General features: G+C 73.4%; 16 protein-coding genes and 1 pseudogene. 10 read left to right on the top strand and 7 right to left on the bottom strand.

All coding sequences use genetic code 11. The features are described from left to right. Window positions 1-3: 3 nt before the first annotated feature. Window positions 4-447, bottom strand: a complete 444-nt coding sequence (locus PHK61_RS10185) for a hypothetical protein (protein ID WP_274280848.1) — start codon at window positions 445-447, stop codon at window positions 4-6. Window positions 448-662: 215 nt separating this feature from the next. On the opposite strand from PHK61_RS10185, the gene PHK61_RS10180 reads away from it, so the two are divergent. Then, window positions 663-2,006, top strand: a complete 1,344-nt coding sequence (locus PHK61_RS10180; RefSeq protein ID WP_274280847.1) for a hypothetical protein — start codon at window positions 663-665, stop codon at window positions 2,004-2,006. A gap of 141 nt (window positions 2,007-2,147) precedes the next feature. Here PHK61_RS10180 and PHK61_RS10175 read toward each other — a convergent pair whose 3' ends face one another. Continuing rightward, window positions 2,148-2,495: a DUF1918 domain-containing protein gene (locus tag PHK61_RS10175; RefSeq protein ID WP_274280846.1), complete on the bottom strand. Its 348-nt coding sequence runs from the start codon at window positions 2,493-2,495 to the stop codon at window positions 2,148-2,150. Between the two features lie 127 nt (window positions 2,496-2,622). Continuing rightward, window positions 2,623-5,181: an ATP-dependent Clp protease ATP-binding subunit gene (locus PHK61_RS10170; protein ID WP_274280845.1), complete on the bottom strand. Its 2,559-nt coding sequence runs from the start codon at window positions 5,179-5,181 to the stop codon at window positions 2,623-2,625. A gap of 197 nt (window positions 5,182-5,378) precedes the next feature. Between PHK61_RS10170 and PHK61_RS10165 the strand changes: the two genes are divergently transcribed. Beyond that, window positions 5,379-6,401 carry an NADP-dependent oxidoreductase gene (locus PHK61_RS10165; RefSeq protein ID WP_274280844.1) on the top strand — a complete coding sequence of 341 codons (1,023 nt, stop codon included), beginning with the start codon at window positions 5,379-5,381 and terminating at the stop codon, window positions 6,399-6,401. On the opposite strand, the pseudogene PHK61_RS10160 reads toward PHK61_RS10165, so the two are convergent. Further along, window positions 6,391-8,421, bottom strand: a pseudogene (locus PHK61_RS10160) (PhoX family protein). The gene PHK61_RS10165 and the pseudogene PHK61_RS10160 overlap by 11 nt on opposite strands. A 165-nt stretch (window positions 8,422-8,586) precedes the next feature. Here PHK61_RS10160 and PHK61_RS10155 point away from each other — a divergent pair. Together PHK61_RS10155 and PHK61_RS10150 are read left to right on the top strand one after the other, a co-directional pair. Beyond that, window positions 8,587-9,768: a zinc-dependent alcohol dehydrogenase gene (locus tag PHK61_RS10155; RefSeq protein ID WP_274280843.1), complete on the top strand. Its 1,182-nt coding sequence runs from the start codon at window positions 8,587-8,589 to the stop codon at window positions 9,766-9,768. After that, on the top strand, window positions 9,765-10,562 hold the full coding sequence (locus PHK61_RS10150; protein ID WP_274280842.1) for an MBL fold metallo-hydrolase: 798 nt from the start codon (window positions 9,765-9,767) through the stop codon (window positions 10,560-10,562). Before PHK61_RS10155 ends, PHK61_RS10150 begins: the two co-directional genes overlap by 4 nt. Window positions 10,563-10,617: 55 nt before the next feature. Here the strand turns inward: PHK61_RS10150 and PHK61_RS10145 are convergent, their stop codons facing one another. The 3 genes from PHK61_RS10145 to PHK61_RS10135 form a co-directional block, all read right to left on the bottom strand. Next, window positions 10,618-11,484 carry a MaoC/PaaZ C-terminal domain-containing protein gene (locus PHK61_RS10145; protein WP_274280841.1) on the bottom strand — a complete coding sequence of 289 codons (867 nt, stop codon included), beginning with the start codon at window positions 11,482-11,484 and terminating at the stop codon, window positions 10,618-10,620. Window positions 11,485-11,559: 75 nt separating this feature from the next. Next, a complete protein-coding gene (locus PHK61_RS10140; protein ID WP_274280840.1) occupies window positions 11,560-12,933 on the bottom strand; it encodes a 3-oxoacyl-ACP reductase in 1,374 nt (457 codons plus the stop codon). 4 nt (window positions 12,934-12,937) lie between these two features. Then, window positions 12,938-14,260 (bottom strand): acetyl-CoA C-acetyltransferase, encoded by a 1,323-nt coding sequence (locus tag PHK61_RS10135; RefSeq protein ID WP_274280839.1) that lies wholly within the window; start codon window positions 14,258-14,260, stop codon window positions 12,938-12,940. 109 nt (window positions 14,261-14,369) lie between these two features. Between PHK61_RS10135 and PHK61_RS10130 the strand changes: the two genes are divergently transcribed. The 6 genes from PHK61_RS10130 to PHK61_RS10105 all read left to right on the top strand — a co-directional run bounded on the left by PHK61_RS10130 (window position 14,370) and on the right by PHK61_RS10105 (window position 20,542). Continuing rightward, window positions 14,370-15,074 carry a TetR/AcrR family transcriptional regulator gene (locus PHK61_RS10130; protein ID WP_274280838.1) on the top strand — a complete coding sequence of 235 codons (705 nt, stop codon included), beginning with the start codon at window positions 14,370-14,372 and terminating at the stop codon, window positions 15,072-15,074. A 44-nt stretch (window positions 15,075-15,118) separates the two neighbouring features. Next, window positions 15,119-17,134, top strand: coding sequence for an acyl-CoA dehydrogenase family protein (locus PHK61_RS10125; protein ID WP_274280837.1), 2,016 nt, complete (start codon window positions 15,119-15,121; stop codon window positions 17,132-17,134). Window positions 17,135-17,267: 133 nt separating this feature from the next. Beyond that, window positions 17,268-17,831 carry a DUF4190 domain-containing protein gene (locus PHK61_RS10120; protein ID WP_274280836.1) on the top strand — a complete coding sequence of 188 codons (564 nt, stop codon included), beginning with the start codon at window positions 17,268-17,270 and terminating at the stop codon, window positions 17,829-17,831. A 480-nt stretch (window positions 17,832-18,311) separates the two neighbouring features. After that, window positions 18,312-19,388, top strand: a complete 1,077-nt coding sequence (locus PHK61_RS10115) for a TerC family protein (protein ID WP_274280835.1) — start codon at window positions 18,312-18,314, stop codon at window positions 19,386-19,388. A 9-nt stretch (window positions 19,389-19,397) separates the two neighbouring features. Continuing rightward, window positions 19,398-19,868 (top strand): DUF309 domain-containing protein, encoded by a 471-nt coding sequence (locus tag PHK61_RS10110; RefSeq protein WP_274280834.1) that lies wholly within the window; start codon window positions 19,398-19,400, stop codon window positions 19,866-19,868. Window positions 19,869-19,957: 89 nt separating this feature from the next. Further along, window positions 19,958-20,542, top strand: a complete 585-nt coding sequence (locus PHK61_RS10105; protein ID WP_274280833.1) for a type 1 glutamine amidotransferase domain-containing protein — start codon at window positions 19,958-19,960, stop codon at window positions 20,540-20,542. Window positions 20,543-20,547 lie beyond the last annotated feature (5 nt).

The following is a 20,547-nucleotide window of genomic DNA, read 5'->3' as shown; positions in this document are numbered from 1 at the left end:
GGGCTACTCCCGGGCCAGCAGCCGGTCGAGCTTCTCCTCGATCCGGTCCATCCGCGCGCCGAGCTCGGTCAGTGTGCGGAACGCCGTCGCGTCGGTGTTGAGCAGCGCGTCGAGACCCGACATCCGCACCGGCGAGCCGGGGACGCGCGACGGGTGACGCTCGCCCTCCAGCACGGCCGCGTGGAGCTCGGTGACGCGGAAGTCGAGCCACGCGAGCAGGTCGCCGACGTCGATGGTGCGCCCGTAGCGGGTCCGGACCCGCCGGCGCAGGACGTCGCCGCCGCCGGGCCGGGGGCGGTGGCCGCCGCGGTGGTCGTCGCGGTCGAACAGCTCCTCGAGGAAGCCGTCCTCATCCTCGTGGTGATGGTGGTGGACGTGCTGCTCGACCGGCGGTCCGGGCGGAGGTGGCGGGCCGGGCGGTGCTGGCTGTCCCCAGGGCTCGGTCACGTCGTCGTCCCCTCCGTGGTCGTTCGATCTCCGGGACGTGACTGTATGTGATCGTGGGGTGCGCGACGACAGTGGCGGACGGGTGATCGACTCCGCGGGGTAGGGACAGCCCCCACGGATCGTAGGGAGTACGCGATCGTCGCGGGCCCGGCGAGGTCGGAGGCTCGGGGGAGCACGGCGGCGGTGGCCGCCAGGATCCGCCCGAGGAGCCCACGATGCGCGCCAGCACCGACCAGACCCGTCCCCTCCGCCCGGCGGCGGGCGACCAGGGCCACGGGCCAGGGCCCGCCCCGATCCCGGGGGCTCCGCCGCCCGGGGGCCGGGGCCGCCGGGTGGCGACGATGGTCGTCGCGTCGGTGGTGGCCGTGAGCACGGGGCTCGGGCTCGGCGCGCTGGTGGCCATGGCGACCAGCCCCGACGGGACCATCGCCGGCGCGTTCGCGCCCGCCGCGTCGAGCGAGCCGACCGGTGACGACGCGCCCGACGCGCAGGGTGCCGAGGGCGCCGAGGGTGCCGAGGGTGCCGAGGGCGCCGCGGGTCCGGCGGGCGCGCCCGGGGCCGACGGCGCGGGTGCCGGCGGGTCGGCGGGCGTCCCCGCGAGCGGCGGCGGCGCCGGGGGGTCGTCGAGCGGCCCGGCGCCGGGTGGCCCCACGGCCCCCGGAGGCCACACGACGCCCGGTGGGCCCACCGCGCCCGGGCACCCGCTGACGGGCCGCTTCACCTACGACGGCTCGATCCTGCTCTCCGACGGGCGGGTCGTGGGACCGGACGGCGTGGTGCGGGTGCCCGCGTTCCCGCTGCCCCACGGCGCCCGTCGCGGCCCGGACGGTTCGATCACCCTCGCCGACGGCACGGTGCTCAACGCCAACGGGACGCCACGCGCCGCGATCGTCGTCCCGGCCGGCACCGTCACCACCCCGGAGGGTGGGCCCGTCGCGGTCCCCGGCTTCACCATCAACGCCGACGGCACGCTGACCCCCGCCAACCCCGGTGCCCGCGTCGTCTGGAACTACGACGGCACCGCCACGGTGATCACCGGCGGGCACGTCGACGTGTGGAATAAGGACGGCAACTTCGCCTCCCGCTACGACGCCAAGCCCGGCGAGACCGTCAACCACGACGGGTCGATCACCCGCACCGACGGCACCGTCGCCGACCCGAACGGCTCCACCACCCGCTCACCGGTGACGCTGCCGGGTGGGACGACCGTCGACCCGCACCACCCGGTCACGGACGACCCGCACCAGCCCGCCGACCCGGCCCAGCCGGCGCCGGGCACGCTCCCGGACTCCGACACCCCCGCCGACGCGGACCCGCAGACGCCCGCGGACGCCGAGGTCCCCGCGGAGACCGGGACCGGCACCGGCACCGAGAGCGGCGCGGGAACGCACACCCCGTCCGAGTCGACCGCGGGATCGACCTCCGGGTCGGGGTCGGGGTCGGGGTCGGGGTCGGGGTCGGGGTCCGGGTCGGGCAGCGGCACCTCCCCCAGCGGCTCGGGGTCGGGAACGTCGAGCAGCTCGGGCTCGCAGTCGGGGACCTCGAGCAGCAGCAACTGACGCTCGGGAGTACGAGCGATGCGGCATCGCTGGCGTCAGACGCCAGGATCGCCACATCCTCGCCGGCGCGACACGCCGAAAACCACGACCGGCGGCCGACCCCTCAGGGGCCGGCCGCCGGTCGTGGTCGTGCGGGGGTACTCAGCGCTCGAAGCGCTTGGCCACGTCGTCGGCGAGCCCGGACACGACACGCGCCGCGGCGCCCGCCGCGCCCTCGGCCTGTTCCTTCGCCGCGCCGGCGACCTCGCCCGCGACCTCGGCGGCCCTGTCGCCCGCCTGCTCGGCGGCGAGCCCGATCTTGTCGCCCACCGATCCCGCCTCGAACGTCGCGTCGGGGCCGGGCGTCACGATCGTCTCCTCGCCGGAGTCGAACCGGACGCGGTAGGGCGGCCCGTCGTCGCCGAGCACGCCGACGACGGTCCCGGTGCGGTCGGGGACGTCGGTGGTGTTGGAGTGCATGCGGATGCGGTCGCCCACGGACGCGCTCACGGGTGGTCCTCCTTCTCGAACGGCTCTCGCCGCGACAGGCACCCCGGGACGAGCAAAGGGCACCTCCGATCGACCTACTCGATCGACGGTGCCCTTCGCTCAGCCCAGGCGAGCCAAGACCAGCAGGTCAGCCGACCGCGACCGCCGCCGCCTCGGTCGGTGTCTCGGCGACCCCGAACGTCAGCTCGCCGTCCGCCACGTCGACGGTGACCGTCTGGCCGCCGCGCAGCTCGTCGCCGAGCAGCATCGACGACAGCCGGTTGCCGACCTGGCGCTGGATGGTCCGGCGCAGCGGCCGGGCCCCGAACTCGGGCTGGAAGCCCAGCTCGGCCAGGCGGTCGACGGCCGCCTCGGTGATCGCGAACCCGATGTCCTGGCTGTCGAGGCGCTCGCGCGTCTCGTCGAGGATCAGGTCGGTGATCCGCCGCAGCTGCTCCTCGTCGAGCCGCTTGAAGACGATCACCTCGTCGATCCGGTTGAGGAACTCGGGCCGGAACGACTCCCGCAGCCGCGGCATCAGCCGCTCCTGCAGGGACTGCGACGGGTCGACGGTCGACGGCGCGAAGCCGAGCGCCTGCGTGTTCGTGGTGATCAGCTCCGAGCCCACGTTGCTGGTCATGATCAGCACCGTGTTCCGGAAGTCGACCGTGCGGCCCTGCGAGTCGGTCAGCCGCCCGTCGTCCAGCACCTGGAGCAGCGTGTTGAAGACGTCGGGGTGGGCCTTCTCCATCTCGTCGAGCAGGACCACCGAGTACGGCCGGCGGCGGATCTCCTCGGTGAGCTGACCGGCCTCGCCGTACCCGACGTAGCCGGGGGGCGACCCGATGAGCCGCGAGACGGTGTGCCGCTCGGAGTACTCGCTCATGTCCACGCGGACCATGCGGTCCTCGTCGCCGAACATCGTCGCCGCGAGCGCCTTGGCCAGCTCGGTCTTGCCGACACCGGTCGGGCCGAGGAACAGGAAGCTGCCGATCGGCCGGTCCGGGTCGTCCAGACCGGCCCGCGAGCGGCGCACGGCCTCCGCGATCGCGGTGACCGCGTCGTCCTGGCCGACGACCCGCTCGTGCAGCTGCTCCTCGAGCTTGAGCAGGCGGTCCCGCTCGGTCTCGGTGAGCTGGCTGACCGGGATGCCGGTCGAGCGCGCGACGATCTCGGCGATGTCGGAGACGGTCACCTCGAGCACGGCCGGGTGGTCCGACCGGCGGTCGGTGCGGGCCTGCTCGAGCTGCGACTGCGTCTGCACGATCTCGTCGCGCAGCGCGCCGGCGCGTTCGTAGTCCTCGTCGGCGACGGCCTGGTCCTTGTCGCGGGTCAGCGACTCGAGCTTGCGCTCGAGCTCGCGCGAGTCGGTGTGCGGGCCCTTGGCCTGCAGCCGCTTGCGCGCGCCGGCCTGGTCGACGAGGTCGATGGCCTTGTCGGGCAGGAACCGGTCGGTGACGTAGCGCTCCGACAGCTCGGCGGCCGCCGTCAGCGCCTCGTCGGTGAACCGCACCTGGTGGTGCGCCTCGTACCGGTCGCGCAGCCCGTGCAGGATCGCGACCGTGTCCTCGACGGAGGGCTCGGGCACGAGGACCGACTGGAAGCGGCGCTCCAGCGCGGCGTCCTTCTCGATCGACTGCCGGTACTCGTCGAGCGTGGTCGCGCCGACGATGTGCAGCTCGCCGCGGGCCAGGGCCGGCTTGAGGATGTTGCCGGCGTCCATGCCGCCCTCGGACGACCCGCCGGCACCGACCATGGTGTGCAGCTCGTCGATGAAGACGATCAGCTCGTCCGAGTGCTCCCGGACCTCGCTGACCAGCTTGGTCATCCGCTCCTCGAAGTCACCGCGGTAGCGCGTGCCCGCGACCATGCCCGACAGGTCGAGCTGGACGATCCGCTTGCCCTCGAGCTGCTCGGGGACGTCGCCGGACACGATGCGCTGGGCGATGCCCTCGACGACCGCGGTCTTGCCGACACCCGCCTCGCCGATGAGCACGGGGTTGTTCTTGGTGCGCCGCGAGAGGACCTCGATGGTCTGGTCGACCTCGTCCTCGCGCCCCACGACCGGGTCGAGCTCGCCGTTGCGGGCCTTGGCCGTGAGGTCGACGCCGAACTGGTCGACGGTCGGGGTGTCCGAGTCGGCGTTGTCGCCGCCACCGGGCGCCCCGCCGCTCGGGCGCTGGCCGCCGGACGCGGCGGAGCGCTGCAGCGACTGCGGGGTGACGCCCTGCTGGCCGAGGGTGCGCCCGACGGGGCTGTCGTTGTTCGCGGCCAGCGCGAGCACTATGTGCTCGGGGCCGATGTAGCTCGAGCCGAGGGCTCGGGAGATCTGGTGCGCGTCGAGCAGGGTGCGCTTGGCCGTCGGGGTCAACGACGGGGCCTGGTCGCCGACGGCCTCGCCGCGGGGCAGCTGCTCGTCGGCGGTCCGCTGCAGCGCGTCGACGTCGGCGCCCGCGCCGGCCAGGAGCTGGCGCAGCGGCGGCACCTGCGTGACGACGAGCAGCAGGTGCCACGCGTCGAGATCGGTGTTGCCGCGCTCGGCGGCCTGCTGGGCCGCGGCACCGACGAGCTGGCGCGCCGGCTCGGTCATGAGCTGGGTGATGTCGATGCGCTGGACACCTCGCGGGGACGCTCCGCCCAGGAAGCTGGCGAGGAAGTCGTCGAACGGGCCGGACCCGGGACCACCGGGCCCGAAGGCGCTGGTCATGAAGCTCCTCAGTGGGTCTAGCAAGAGTTCGAGCCGGCTGGTGCGCCGGCACTGATCTGCTCAGCAATGCGCGGGGATCGTTCATTCCTGAGCGGCTATGACTCAAGTCGTGATGCAGGCCATGAGTCGACCGCGCTCACGTCCGGGGCTACCCGCATCACGGCATGGCCACGCGCCCCCGCGGGCACGCGGGGGACATGAGCACCGCAACGGTCACCGCCCGCGAGGTCCACCTCGTCCGCCGTCCGCACGGGATGCCCGATCCCGACGACTTCGCCCTGGTCGATCGCGACCTCGGCGAGCCCGCCGACGGCGAGGTGCTCGTCGCCAACCAGGCCTTCTCGGTCGACCCCTACATGCGCGGGCGCATGAACGACGTCCCGAGCTACGTGCCGCCGTTCGCGCTGGGCGAGCCGATGGACGGCCGCGCGGTCGGCGAGGTGATCGCCAGCAACAGCGAGGAGGTGGCCGTCGGCGACGTCGTCACCAGCAACCTGGCCTGGCGCACGCACGGCGTCGTGCCCGCGAAGCAGGTGCAGAAGGTCGCCGCACCCGAGGGTGTGGACCCGACCGCCTACCTCGGCGTGCTCGGCGTGCCCGGCCTGACCGCCTGGGTCGGGCTGCTCGACAAGGCCGCGTTCCGCGAGGGCGACGCCGTGTTCGTGTCGGGGGCGGCCGGCGCGGTCGGCAGCCTCGTCGGGCAGCTCGCGAAGCTCAAGGGCGCCTCCCGCGTCGTGGGCAGCGCCGGCAGCGCCGAGAAGGTCGCGTGGCTCACCGGCGAGCTCGGCTACGACGCGGCGTTCAACTACAAGGACGGGCCGGTCGTCGACCAGCTGCGCGCGGCCATGCCCGACGGCGTCGACGTCTACTTCGACAACGTCGGCGCCGACCACCTCGAGGCTGCCATCGCGTGCGCCAACGACTTCGCCCGCGTCGCCGCCTGCGGGGCGATCGCGCACTACAACGACACGGCCGACGAGCCCACGCCCGGCCCGTCGAACCTCTTCCAGATCGTCAAGAAGCGCCTGGCGATCCAGGGCTTCATCGTCACCGATTCGATCGACCGGATGCGCCCGTTCCTCGAGGAGGTCACGCCGTGGGTGGCGGCGGGCAGGGTCGCGTTCCGGGAGACGACCGCGGAGGGCATCGACAACGCCGTCGAGGCCTTCCGCGGCATGCTGCGCGGCGAGAACACCGGAAAGATGATCGTCACGCTGTAGGGGCCGGCGCGACCAGCGGTCCGCCGTCGGCGCGCCACACCGACACCACGGCGGGGCGGGCGATGCTCGTCCCGCCGTCGGGCCAGTGCGAGATCGGGTTCGCGAGGCCGGCGTCGTCCGACTCGCCGGGGTGCTGCACCGCCACCAGCGCCAGCCGCTCCTCGACCACCGGCCCGCACGTCTCCGCCCCGCGCGGCACAGTGAGGAACTGCTGGACGCGACCGCGCTGCGGGCCCTCCAGCGGCACCGCGAACAGGCCGTCGTTGGAGCCCAGCGCATTGCCGTCGGTCGCGATCCACAGGTTCCCGACGGCGTCGAACGCGACGTTGTCGGGGCACGAGATCGGCGAGACCTGGTCGGAGGGGAACCCGCCGAAGTAGGTGTCGGCGGCCGCCGGGTCACCGCACACGAGCAGCAGCGACCACGCGAAGGTGCGCGCACCGGGGTCGTCGCCGCCCTCGACCAGCTCGAGGACCTGGCCGTCCGTGTTCCCCCCGCGCGGGTTGACCCCGTCGGGCCCCGGCTTGCCGGGCGTGCCGCGCTCGTCGTTGTTGGTCAGCGCGGCGTAGACGCGGCCCGTGGTCGGGTGCGGCTGGACGTCCTCGGGGCGGTCCATCGGGGTCGCGCCGACCGTGTCGGCGGCCATCCGGGTGTGCACGAGCACCTGCGCGGGGGTCATGCCCGCGACGAACGAGCGCCCGGTGCCGTCGGCCAGCGACTCCACGAGCGGCAGCCACTCGCCGCTGCCGTCGGGCCCGCCGCCGGGGGCGTCGGGGGAGAAACGGGCGACGAACAGGGTGCCCTCGTCGAGCAGGCGCGCGTTCGACCCGCGGTCGGCCGGGCTGTCGCCCGCGCGGTGCGTGCGCGAGGAGACGAACTTGTAGAGGTACTCGAACCGCTCGTCGTCGCCCATGTACACCGCGACGGTGCCGGTGGGGCCGACCCGCACGTTCGCGCCCTCGTGCTTGAACCGGCCGAGCGCGGTGTGCTTGCGCGGGGTGGACGCCGGATCGAAGGGGTCGACCTCGACGACTCAGCCGAAACGGTTGGCCTCGTTCGGCTCGCGGGTCAGATCGAAGCGGGCGTCGACGCCCTCCCACCACCGCTCGGTGGCGCCGCCGTCCATGCCGTAGCGGGCGAGCGCAGGGTCGTTCACCGTCGCCCCGTGGGCGAAGTACTGGTCGATGTTCTCCTCGCCGGTGAGCACGGTGCGCCACGGCGTGACCCCGCCCGCGCAGTTGTTCAGGGTGCCGAGCACCGTGCGACCCGCGGGGTCGGCGCTCGTGCGCACGAGCGCGTCGCCGGCGACGGGACCGGTCAGCGTCATCGGGGTGCTCGCGGTGATCCGCCGGTTGACCGCGTCCATCACCGGCGTGAGCCGGCCCGACGCCGCGTCGCGCTGCACCGTGACGACCGACATCCCGTGCGCCGCCATGCCGATCGCGACCTGCTCGGGGGTCGGCGCGTCCGGGTCGTACCCCGGGATCATGAACGGCTCGGTCGTGTACTCGTGGTTCGCGACGAGCAGCGCGCGTCCCGGGCGGCCGGGCACGTCGAGCAGCGCGAGGAAGTCGTTGTTGAACCCGAATTGCTGGGCCTGGGCGGCGGCGGTCTGCGCGGCCGGGTCGAACGCGGGCGCGCCGGGCAGCACGGGGTCGCCCCAGCGGATGACGACCTGCTGCGCGAAGCCCTCCGGGATGCGGACGGCGTCGTCGGTGTTGGGCGCGACCGCGGTGAAGCCGAACGGCGAGGGCATCGGGGCGCTCGCACCGGGCGCCGGGGCGGTGCCGGCCCCGGAGCCCGCGGTCCCGCACGCCGCGGCCAGCGTCCCGGTGAGGCCGGCGACCAGGCCCGCCTGCAGCACGCGCCGCCGGCTCAGGGCGGCGGCCGCGATCTCGCGGAACGGCGTGTGGTCGGTGGGGTTCGGTGCCTCGCGCGAGCAGGCGTCGGCGCACCGGTAGCGGCACGAGACGGCCGGGCGTCCGTGGGGGCGGCGGACGGCGAGCGGCAGCAGGCGCACGGAGTCTCCCGTGTGTCCGGAAGCGTGGTGGTCGCGGCGACGCTAGGACGGTCGGGCGTCGGGAAGGCGTGAGGGGAGTGAACACGAACCGAACACGCCCAGCTCCGGGGCGTGACCGATCCGACGGTTCGTTTCGCGCTTCGCCCGCGTCGGGCAGCCGAATCCATGCGAGCACTCACCTGGCAGGGGCAGGGCGACGTCCGCGTCGAGACCGTCCCGGACCCGACGATCCAGGCGCCGACCGACGCCATCATCAAGGTCACGAGCACGGCGATCTGCGGCTCCGACCTGCACCTCTACGAGGTGCTCGGTCCGTTCCTCGACAAGGGCGACATCCTGGGCCACGAGCCGATGGGCATCGTCGAGGAGGTCGGCTCGCAGACCGGCGACCTGCAGGTCGGCGACCGCGTCGTCGTCCCCTTCAACATCTCCTGCGGGCACTGCTGGATGTGCGAGCGCCAGTGGTTCGCGGCCTGCGAGACCACCCAGAACCGTGACCAGGGCATGGGTGCCTCGCTGTTCGGCTTCACCAAGCTCTACGGCCAGGTCCCGGGCGGGCAGGCGGAGTACCTGCGGGTGCCGCAGGCGCAGTTCGGCCCGATCAAGGTGCCCGACGGCCCGGCCGACGAGCGCTTCCTCTTCCTCTCCGACGTCCTGCCCACCGCGTGGCAGGCCGTGGAGTACGCCCGGATCCCCGAGGGCGGCAGCGTCGCGGTCTTCGGCCTCGGTCCGATCGGGCAGATGGCCACGCGGATCGCCCGCCACCGCGGCGCTCGGGTCATCGCTGTCGACAGCGTCCCCGAGCGCAACGCCATGGCGCGCCGCCACGGCATCGAGGTGGTCGACTCGGGCACGGTCGACGACGTCGGCACCGCCATCCGCGACCTCACCGACGGCCGCGGCACCGACTCGGCGATCGACGCCGTCGGCATGGAGGCCCACGGCGGCTCGGCGATCCCGGAGCTCGCGCAGAAGGTGGTCAACAAGCTCCCGGACGCGATCTCCGCGCCGCTCCTGCAGGTGGCCGGCGTCGACCGGACCGCCGCGCTCGTCGGGGCCGTCGACGCCGTGCGCCGCGCGGGCGTCGTGTCGCTCTCTGGCGTGTACGGCGGCACCGCCGACCCGATCAACATGCTGAAGATCTTCGACAAGGGCATCTCGCTGCAGATGGGCCAGGCCCACGTGAAGCGCTGGACCCCGGAGATCCTGCCGCTGCTCACCGACGACGACCCGCTCGGCGTGCACGACCTGGAGACCCACCGCCTGCCGCTCGAGTCCGCGGCCCACGGCTACGAGATCTTCCAGAAGAAGCAGGACGAGTGCATCAAGGTCGTCCTGGCGCCGTGAGCGAACCGAGCCTGTTCTTCGTCGGGACGGCGACGACGGTGCTGCGGTGCGGGGGGTTCACGGTCCTCACCGACCCGAACTTCCTGCACCGCGGCCAGCGCGCGTACCTCGGCAAGGGGCTCGTGTCGAAGCGGCTCACCGAGCCCGCGCTCTCACCGGACCAGCTGCCGGCGCTCGACGCCGTCGTGCTCTCGCACCTGCACGGCGACCACTGGGACCGGGTGGCGCGCCGGGGACTCGACAGGTCGGTCCCCGTGATCACGACGCCGGAGGCCGCGCGGACCCTGCAGTCGCGGCAGCGCTTCCGGCGGGCGCTGGGGTTGGCGACCTGGGAGTCGCACACGCTCGTGCGGCCCGACGGCGCGACGCTGCGGGTCACCGCGCTGCCGGGCCGGCACGCGCCGCGCCCGGTGTCCCGCCTGCTGCCGCCGGTGATGGGCAGCCTGCTCGAGTTCGCCGACCCGTCGGGCGCGGAGCTGCGCCGGATCTACCTGTCCGGGGACACCCTGCCCGTCGAGGGCATCGCGCAGATCCGCGAGCACGTCGGCGAGGTCGACCGCGCCGTCCTGCACCTCGGCGGCACGACCCTGCCGGGCGGGCTCGTCGTCACCATGGACGGCGAGATGGGCGCCGACGTCCTCGAGACGATCGCCCCGCGGCGCGCGACGCCGATCCACTACGACGACTACGGCGTCTTCCGCTCGCCGCTCTCGGCGTTCCTCGGCGAGGTGGAACGGCGCGGCTGGGCCGACCGCGTCGACGTCGTCCGCCGCGGCGAGACGATCGCGCTGTAGCGCGCCCCCGGTGGTTGCAGCGAACAGCACGTTCGTTGCGGGAAGGCAGGCGAGCTCAGGCCTCGCGCAGGGTCAGGAGCAGGTGGTCGCGGCCCTTCGGGCTCACGAGCTCCGCGTCCCAGCCGCCGTCGACCGCCGCGGTGTGGAAGTAGACCGTCGACGGCGCGCGCACCGGCGCCTTGAACACGACGTCGACGGTGAACGCCGGGCCGTGCCGGCCGGCCAGCGCGGCGAGCGCGCTCGCCTTGGTCCACATCCCGTGCGCGATCATGCCCGGCATCCCGAACGCCCTGGCCGCGAGCCCGTTGACGTGGATGGGGTTCACGTCGCCGGACACCGCGGCGTAGCGCCGGCCGATGTCGCCGGGCACCTTCCAAATCGCGTGCGGGAGCCGCCCGACCCGCGGGTCGGGCTCGCGGGGCGCCGCGGGCACGTCGTCGGCGCCGGCCGGGGCGGGGGCGCCGCGCACGAAGTAGGTGCTGCGCGAGCCCCAGATCTCCGCGCCGTCCGCGTCGGTCACCGCGGTGACGAGGTCGACCTGGGCGCCCTTCGGGTGCGCGGCCAGCCGGTCGGCGTGCACGGCGACGCGCAGGGGCTCGCCGACCTCCGGCGGGCGGGCCTGGGTGATGACGTTGCGCAGGTGCACCATGCCCGGCGCGGGCAGGGGGAACTCGCGGTCGGTCATCAGCCGCATCTGCAGGGGGAACGCCAGCATGTGCGGGTAGGTCGGCGGCACGACGCCGCCCACGGAGAACCCGCAGACGTGGTCGTAGTCGGCGACCGCGTCGGCGTCGATCCGCACCCCGGCGAGCTCGAGGCGGCGGTCGGGCAGCGTCGTGCCGCCCGACCGCGCGGTGAGCAGCGCGCGCCCGTAGAGGACGCCCAGGGTGGGCGCCGCGTCGAGGGTCTCGGTCGGGGTCATGCTCCAGCTCCGCTTCGCTCCGTGTCGCTCGCGGTCATGCTCCAGCTCCGCTTCGCTCCGTGTCGCTCGGCGTCATCACGCCCCCAGGTAGTTCTGGCCGTCGACGCGCAGCACCTGCCCGTTGACGGCGTACGAGGCGCCCTGCGCGAACCAGGCGATCGTCTCGGCGACGTCGACCGGCAGCCCGCCCTGGGCCATCGAGGACAGGCGCCGCCCGGCCTCGCGGGTGCCCACGGGCATGGCGGCGGTCATCGCGGTCTCGATGAAGCCCGGCGCGACGGCGTTGATCGTCGCGTCCTTGTCGACGAGCAGCGGGGCGGTGGCGTCGACCATCCCGATGACGCCGGCCTTCGAGGCGCCGTAGGCGGTCTGGCCGCGGTTGCCGGCGATCCCCGCCATCGACGAGACGGTGACGATGCGCCCGCCGCGGTGGAAGACGTCGGACGTCAGCAGCGCGTCGTTGATCGCGAGCTGGGCGTTGAGGTTGACGTCGATGACCGAGTTCCAGCGGTCGCGGTCCTGGTTGGCGAGCAGCTTGTCGCGGGTGATCCCGGCGTTGTGCACGACGATGTCGAGCCCGCCGTGGCGCTGGGCGTGATCGAGCAGCGTGGAGGGCGCGTGGTCGGCGGTGATGTCGAGCTGCAGCGCGCTCCCGCCGACGTCGTTGGCCGTGCGGGCCAGCGCGTCCCCGGCGGCCGGGATGTCGACGCAGATCACCGTCGCGCCGTCGCGGCGCAGGGTCGTCGCGACCGTCGCGCCGATGCCGCGGGCGGCGCCGGTGACGACGGCGGTGCGCCCGGCGAGCGGCTTGTCCCAGTCGACACCCTGGGTCGAGCCCGCGAAGCCCGGCACCGTGCCGACCTCGAGGCGCTGCCCGTGCACGAACGCCGAGCGCGAGGACAGGAAGAACCGCAGCGTCGACTCGACGTCGTTCTCGGCGCCGTCGGCGACGTGGAGGAGGTTGACGGTCGCGCCGTGGCGGGCCTCCTTGGCCGCCGAGCGCACGAGCCCCTCGAGGGCGCGGCGGGCGGCGCGCACGGCCGGCGCGGTGGCCTCGCCGGGCACGTCGCCGATCACCAGGACGCGCCCCGACGGCCCGATGCGGCGCATCACCGGGGTGAGGAAGCCCTGGATCTCCGCGAGGTCCGCGGGCGAGGAGAGCCCGGTGGCGTCGACGATCCCGGCGGCGACCCCGGACGTCGAGCTGCCGCCGCCGACCGGGGCCTGCGGGTCGTCGTGCACCTCGACGCCCAGGTCGGTCAGCAGCGAGCGCACGACCTTCGCGACGCGCCCGTCCGCGGTGGCCGTCCCGAGCAGCGCGGCGCCCGACAGCAGCGGCTGGCCGGGCTCGTAGCGGCGCAGGCGCGGCACCGGCGGCAGTCCGACGGTGCCGGCGATCGACTTGCCGAACCCGGAGTTGACGAAGTCGGAGTACCAGTCGTTGCTCACGGGATCAGACCTCCAGGATGGCGACGACGCCCTGGCCACCGGCCGCGCAGATCGAGATCAGGCCCCGGACCGTGTCCGATCCTTCCTGGGCCGACTTCTCGTGCAGCAGCTTCGCCAGCGTCGGGACGATGCGGGCGCCGGTGGCGGCGAACGGGTGGCCCGTGGCCAGCGACGACCCCGCGACGTTGAGCTTGGACCTGTCGAACGAGCCCAGCGGCTCGTCGAGCCCCAGGCGCTCCTTGCAGAAGATCGGGTCCTCCCACGCGGCGAACGTGGCGAGGATCGTCGAGGCGAAGGCCTCGTGGAACTCGTAGAAGTCGAAGTCCTGCAGCGTGAGCCCGTTGCGCTCGAGCAGGCGCGGCACCGCGTAGGTCGGGGCCATCAGCAGGCCCTCGTCGCCGTGCACGTAGTCGACCGCGGCGGTCTCGGCGTCGACGAAGTGCGCGAGCACCGGCAGGTGGCGCTCGGCGGCCCACTCGTCGCTGGCGAGCAGGACGGTCGCGGCGCCGTCGGTGAGCGGCGTGGAGTTGGCCGCGGTCATCGTGGCCTCGGTGTCGGAGTAGCCGGCCGGCTTGAACACCGGCCTGAGCTTCGCCAGACCCTCGAGGGTCGAGTCGGCACGCAGGTTGTCGTCGCGGGTGACGCCCAGGAAGGGGGTCAGCAGGTCGTCGAAGAACCCGCGCTCGTAGGCGGCGGCGAGGTTGCGGTGGCTCGCGACGGTGATCTCGTCCTGCGCGGTGCGGCTGATGCCCCAGGCGGCGGCGGTCTGCGCGGCGTGCTCGCCCATGGCCATGCCGGTGCGCGGCTCGCGGTTGGCCGGGATCTCGGGGACGACCTGGCCGGGCCGCAGTCCGCCGAGGGCCTTGAGGACGCCCGCGGTGGACGTGGCGCGGTTGGCGGCGAGCAGCACCCGGCGCAGGTCGTCGTTGACCTCGATCGGCGCGTCGCTGGTGGTGTCGACGCCCGAGGCGACGCCGCTCTCGATCTGCCCGAGGGCGATCTTGTTGGCGACCTGCAGCGTCGTCTGCAGGCTGGTGCCGCACGCCTGCTGCAGGTCGTAGGTCGGCGTCGCGGCCGACAGGCGGCTGCCGAGCACGGCCTCGCGGGTGAGGTTGAAGTCGCGGCTGTGCTTGAGCACGGCGCCCGACGCGACCTCCCCGAGACGCTCGCCGGCCAGCCCGAACCGGGCGACGAGCCCGTCCAGCGCGGCGGTGAGCATGTCCTGGTTGGAGGCCCGCGCGTAGGCGCCGTTGGAGCGGGCGAAGGGGATGCGGTTGGCGCCGACGATGGCCGCCCGGCGAGGCAGGGCAGATGATGCGGAGGGCACGATTCCTCCCGGTCGTTGCAGGGATGCGCGGTTCCGCGCGGCGGTCACGGCGGCGTGACGGGCACCGTCCGGCCGTAGTTACCCGAAAGTATCAGGTACCGTCGGTAACGTGAGCCGTCGTTCCGCACATCACCCCGAGCCCGGGCGTGAGGGTGAGCGCGACGGCGCCCGTCCGCGGCGCGACCGCCGGTCGAGCCGCTGGGACGAGCACCGCCGCGCCCGGCGCCAGGAGCTCACCGCGGCGACGATCGTGGCCATCCGCGCGCACGGCGCCGAGGTGGGCATGAGCCAGGTCGCCGCGCAGGCCCGCACCAGCAAGACCGTCGTGTACCGGCACTTCGCCGACAAGAACGACCTCTACCTCGCGGTGTGCGACTGGGTGGCGGCCGTGCTCGTCGGCCAGCTGCAGAGCGCGATGCGCGACGCCGCCGAGGACCCCCGCCAGACGCTGGTGTCGGGCATCGACGCCTACCTCGGGCTCATCGAGGCCGACCCCGAGGTCTACCGCTACGTCATGCGACCGCCGAAGCTCGACCGCCCCGAGGGCGAGGACCCCGTCAGCGATCTCTGCACGGTCATCGGCGACCACATCGCGGAGATCATCTCCACCGAGCTGCGCCGCCAGAACCGCGATCCCGCGCCGGCCCAGACCTGGGGTCACGCCCTCGTCGGCATGGTCCGCGCCGCGGGCGACCAGTGGCTCGCCGTGCGCCCCGACCTCGAGCGGGAGGCCCTCGCGGGCCAGCTCGCGGACCTCGCCTGGTCGGGTCTCGCCCGCACCGTCACCCCGTCGGCCGCGTCGTCCGCGTCCTGACCGGACACGTCCCCGATCACGCCCCGCTCCCCCGGGAGGACCCCGTGAACACCCCCACCCCTGCGGTTACCGACCAGTACGACACCACCGACGCGACCGTCGCCGCCCTGCAGCGCACCCTCGACGGTCGCTGGCACGCGCTGCGCGACGAGGTCCGCGGCCGGGACGACGTCGCGCAGCTGCACGTCGACCCCGCCACCGACGTCGAGTCCTACCGCGCCGCGGTCTGGCAGATGCTCGCGCGCCTCGCCGCCGAGGGCCACGCCGTGCACGGCTTCCCGACCGCCGTCGGGGGGCGCGGCGACATCGGCGGGTCGGTGGTCTCGTTCGAGATGCTGGCCTACGCCGACCTGTCGCTGCAGGTGAAGAGCGGGGTGCAGTGGGGCCTGTTCGGCGGGGCCATCCAGGCGCTGGGCAACGCCGAGCAGCACGCGCGCTACCTGCCCGGGGTCATGGACCTGACGCTCCCCGGCTGCTTCGCGATGACCGAGACCGGCCACGGCTCGGACGTGCAGTCGGTGCACACCACGGCCACGTACGACGCCGAGACCGGCGAGTTCGTCGTCGACACCCCGACGGAGTCCGCGAAGAAGGACTACATCGGCAACGCCGCGCGTGACGGCCGGATGGCGGCGGTGTTCGTGCAGCTCTACTCGCTCGGCGAACGTCATGGCGTGCACGCGGTGCTGGTGCCGCTGCGCGGTGACGACGGCGCGGTGCTGCCCGGCGTCGAGATCGTCGACGACGGCCACAAGGAGGGCCTCAACGGCGTCGACAACGGACGCCTGGCGTTCCACGGCGTCCGGGTCCCGCGCGAGAACCTGCTCGACCGCTACGGCACCGTCGCGCCGGACGGCACGTACTCCAGCTCGATCGAGAGCGAGAACCGCCGCTTCTTCACGATGCTCGGCGCGCTGGTCCGCGGGCGGGTCAGCGTCTCGGGCAGCGCGGTGGGGGCCGCGTCGCTGGCCCAGACGATCGCCGTGCGCTACGGCGAGGCGCGCCGCCAGTTCGCCGCGCCCGGCGGCGACGAGGAGATCACCGTCCTCGACTACCTCGCCCACCAGCGCAAACTGCTGCCCGGGCTCGCGCGCACCTACGCGCTGCGGTTCGCGCAGAACGAGCTCGTCGAGATGCTCCACGACATCCAGACCACCCGCGAGGCCGGCGGCGACGTCGACGAGAAGCGCCAGCGGGAGCTCGAGTCGCGGGCGGCGGGCACGAAGGCGCTGACGACCTGGCACGCCACGGCGACGATCCAGGCCTGCCGCGAGGCGTGCGGCGGGCAGGGCTACCTCTCGGAGAACCGGCTCGGCCAGCTGCGCGCCGACACCGACGTGTTCACGACCTTCGAGGGCGACAACACGGTCCTGCTCCAGCTCGTCGCCAAGGGGCTGATCTCGGGCTACGCCGACGACTTCGGCCACCTCGACACCCTGGGCACCGTGCGCTTCGTCGCCGACCAGGTGCTCGACACCGTCGCCGAGCGCACCTCCCTGCGCCAGCTCGCGGAGCGCCTGCGGGCCGTGGCGCCGGGCCGCGACTCCGACGACGTGCGTGACCGCTCCTGGCAGGTCAAGCTGCTCGACGACCGCGAGGAGCACACGCTCGACGGCCTCGTGCGCCGCCTGCGCCCGGCGCGCGAGAATGGGATCAGCCCCGAGCGCCAGTTCGCGATCTTCAACGGTGCCCAGGACCACCTGCTGCGCGCGGCGCGGGCCCACCTCGACGGCCTGGTGCTCGACGCCTTCGTGCGCGGGATCGACGCGTGCGCCGACCCGTCGGCGCGCGCCCTGCTGGGCACGGTCTGCGACCTCTACGCGCTGTCGTTGATCGAGGAGGACAAGGGCTGGTTCCTCGAGCACGGACGCATCTCGGCGACGCGGTCGAAGGCGGTCACGGCCGAGGTCAACCGCCTGTGCGGGGAACTGCGCCCCCACGCCCGCGCGCTGGTCGACGCGTTCGGGATCCCGGAGGCGTGGATCGGGGCCCCGATCGCCACCGGCGCCGAGCAGCGCCGCCAGGACGAGGCCCGCGCCCACGCCGCGTCCGTCGCCTGACCTGACGTTCGACGTCAGGACATCCCACCCGCTCGATACGCCCGTTCGGTGGTCTCCGGCCGGAGTGGGTACCGGTGGCACGATGGCCGCCCCGGCCGCGGGCCGGGCCTATCCAGGGTGAGAGGACGTCGAAGTGAGCACTCCGGGCGACGGCTACGGCCAGGGCCAGCAGGGCTACGGGCAACAGGGTGGCTACGGGCAGCAGCCGTACGGCGAGCCGAGCTACGGCGGGCCGGGGGGACAGACGCCGGGCTGGGGCCAGCCCGCGGTGCCGACGAAGCCGCGCAACGGCACGGGCATCGCGGCGCTCGTCTTCGGCATCCTCGCGCTGCTGACGTGCTGGTGGCTGCCGGTCGTCGGCGCGATCCTCGGCATCGTCGCGATCGTCCTCGGCGTCGTCGGCCGGGGCCGGGCCAAGCGGCTGGAGGCGAACAACAAGGGCGTGGCCACGACCGGCCTCGTCCTCGGCATCGTCAGCCTGATCCTCAACATCGTGCTGAGCATCCTGGTGTTCGTCGCCGGGATCGCCTTCCTCAACTTCGGCGGCGGGCAGTCGGTCCAGCAGTTCCAGGAGTGCCTGTCGCAGGCCTCGAACCAGCCGAACCCCGCGGCCGTCCAGCAGGCCATCGAGCAGTGCGGTCAGCAGTTCAACCAGCAGCTGCCGGGCGGCCAGCCCGAGGGCGAGGGCGGCGGCTGAGCCACCCGTCGACGACGACGGCCCCCGCGCCCTGGGTGGGTGCGGGGGCCGTCGTGTGTCAGGTGTCCGAACCGGGCGATGAGCCGCCTCGCGGCGCGTGGCACACCAGGGCTTCAGCCGAACGATCGTCCCTGGCGGCTCTTGTTATTGAGACCCGGGGGCACATGGCGCCCGGTCCGGACGCCCCATTGAACCCCATGACGGCGCCGCGTGTTCCCGGGGTCGCCGGCGGATTCGTCCGGGCTGTCCGCGACACGCCGCGACGTGACGACCTTCGACGGGGCGGCACGGACGACGGCCGGCGACACACGGGGCGCGGGTCGACACCGCTCGGTCGGAGTGGCGGCCGACGAGAAACCGACATCGCGGGGCGAAACGCCGAGGCGTCGGTATCGTCACACCGGGGAACCTTCGCTCCGAGCCACCCGTTGGCGAACGCGGAATCCCGACGAACAAGCAGTCGACGGTGGAGGAGCAGGCGTGACGGTCCCCTTCTGGGTCTGGGCGGCCACGGTCGGTGGCATCGCCGTGCTCGTGGCCATCGACATCTGGCACGCGCGGTCGCCGCACGAGGTCAGCTTCCGCGAGGCGACCCTGTGGTCGGTCATCTACATCGCCGTCGCCGTGATCTTCGGCGTGATCCTGCTGTTCACGATGGGCACGCAGTCCGGCACCGAGTACTTCGCCGGTTACCTGGTCGAGAAGAGTCTCTCGGTCGACAACCTGTTCATCTTCGCGGTGATCCTGGGCCAGTTCGCCGTGCCCAAGCGCCACCAGCAGAAGGTGCTGCTCTGGGGTGTCATCGGCGCGCTGGTGATGCGCGCGATCTTCATCGCCATCGGCGCCGCGGTGATCTCCGCGTTCGCGTTCGTCTTCGTGATCTTCGGCGCCTTCCTGCTCTACACGGCCTACACGCTGATCCGTCAGCACGGCCAGGAGCCGAAGGACATGCACGACAACCGGGCGGTCAAGCTGGTCCGCCGGTTCGTCACCGTGCACGAGGACGCCGGCGACCACGAGGGCTACAAGGACGACGGCAAGCTCACCGCGCGCATCAACGGCAAGTGGGGCGTCACCCCGCTGTTCATCGTCGTCGCCGTGATCCTGTCGGTCGACCTCGTGTTCGCCCTCGACTCGATCCCCGCGATCTTCGGGATCACGCAGAACGCCTACATCGTGTTCACGGCCAACGCGTTCGCGCTGCTCGGCCTGCGCGCCCTGTACTTCCTGCTGGTCGGGCTGCTCGACCGCCTCGTGCACCTGTCCTACGGCCTGGCGTTCATCCTGGCCTTCATCGGCGTCAAGCTGATCCTGCTCTACCTGCACGAGGACGTCTCGCCGTCGATCCCCGAGGTCCCGACCTGGCTGTCGCTGGTCGTCATCGTGATCACCCTCGCGATCGTCACGGTCACCAGCCTCATGTCGACCCGCAACGGGAAGTCCGGCCACGCCGAGGAGCCCGCCGAGACCGAGTCGGGTGAGCAGGGCGCGGACACCCGGGACGCGTCCGGCACCGGCTCGGACAGCGCCGAGCAGGAATCCCGCTCCTCGTCCTAGGGTCGGGCCATGGCCCCAGATCGCGATCGGGACCGGGACGCCGAGGGACGCGCCCGCAACGCGCGCCCCCGCGACGCCAGCGGCCGCCCGCTGCCCTACGGGGCGACGGGCGTGCCGCGCGCCGACGACGAGGACGCGTCGCTGACGCCCGACGAGGTGTTCGCGCGGGCGCAGGCGTTCCTCGACGAGGACCGGCCCTTCGATGCGCACGACGTGCTCGAGGGCGCGTGGAAGGCCGCGCCGGACGACGAGCGCCTGCTCTGGAAGGGCCTCGCGCAACTCGCGGTGGGCCTGACCCACGAGCAGCGGGGCAACGCGCGGGGCGCGTCGTCGCTGCTGCGCCGGGGTACCGACACCGCCGCGCAGGCGCCGGAGGCGGCCCACCGCCACCGGGTCGACCTCACCGCGCTCGCCGGCTGGGCTGCCGCCCGGGAGACGTCGGGTCCGCTCGCGCCGCGGCTGGTGCTGCGGCAGCGCTGACCGTTTCGGGCCGGCCGCCGGCCGGGGACCCGATGCGCGACCGGGCGGCGCACGCGCCGCCGTCGACGCATCGAGGAGGACACCCCGGTATGGCCGGCGCACTGGACGGACTGCGGGTCGCGATCATCGCCACGAACGGCGTCGAGCAGGCGGAGCTGGAGCAGCCCCGCCGGGCGGTCGACGAGGCGGGCGCGCGCTCGACGCTCGTGTCGCTGTCGACCGACCCGATCCAGGCCATGAACTCCGACATCGACAAGGGCGACACGTTCACGCCGGACGCGGCGATCTCCGACGTGTCGGCCGACGACTTCGACGCTCTGGTGCTGCCCGGCGGCACCATCAACGCCGACCAGCTGCGCCAGAGCGGCGACGTCGTGTCGTTCGTGCAGGCGATCTTCGCCGCGGGCAAGCCGGTCGGCGCCATCTGCCACGCGCCGTGGACGCTGGTCGAGGCCGACCTCGTGCGCGGGCGCACGCTGACGTCGTACCCGAGCCTGCGCACCGACATCCGCAACGCCGGCGGCCACGCCGTCGACGAGGAGGTCGTGGTCGACAAGGGCCTCGTCACCAGCCGCAACCCGGGCGACCTCGACGCGTTCTGCTCGAAGATCGTCGAGGAGTTCGGCGAGGGTGCGCACCCGGTCCACGACGAGGGTGCCACCGCGCGGGCATGATGCCC

Origin of the sequence: Actinomycetospora lutea, assembly GCF_028737205.1 — a bacterium.
Classification (GTDB): domain Bacteria; phylum Actinomycetota; class Actinomycetes; order Mycobacteriales; family Pseudonocardiaceae; genus Actinomycetospora; species Actinomycetospora lutea.
This window is presented reverse-complemented; position numbering and strand designations above follow the sequence as displayed.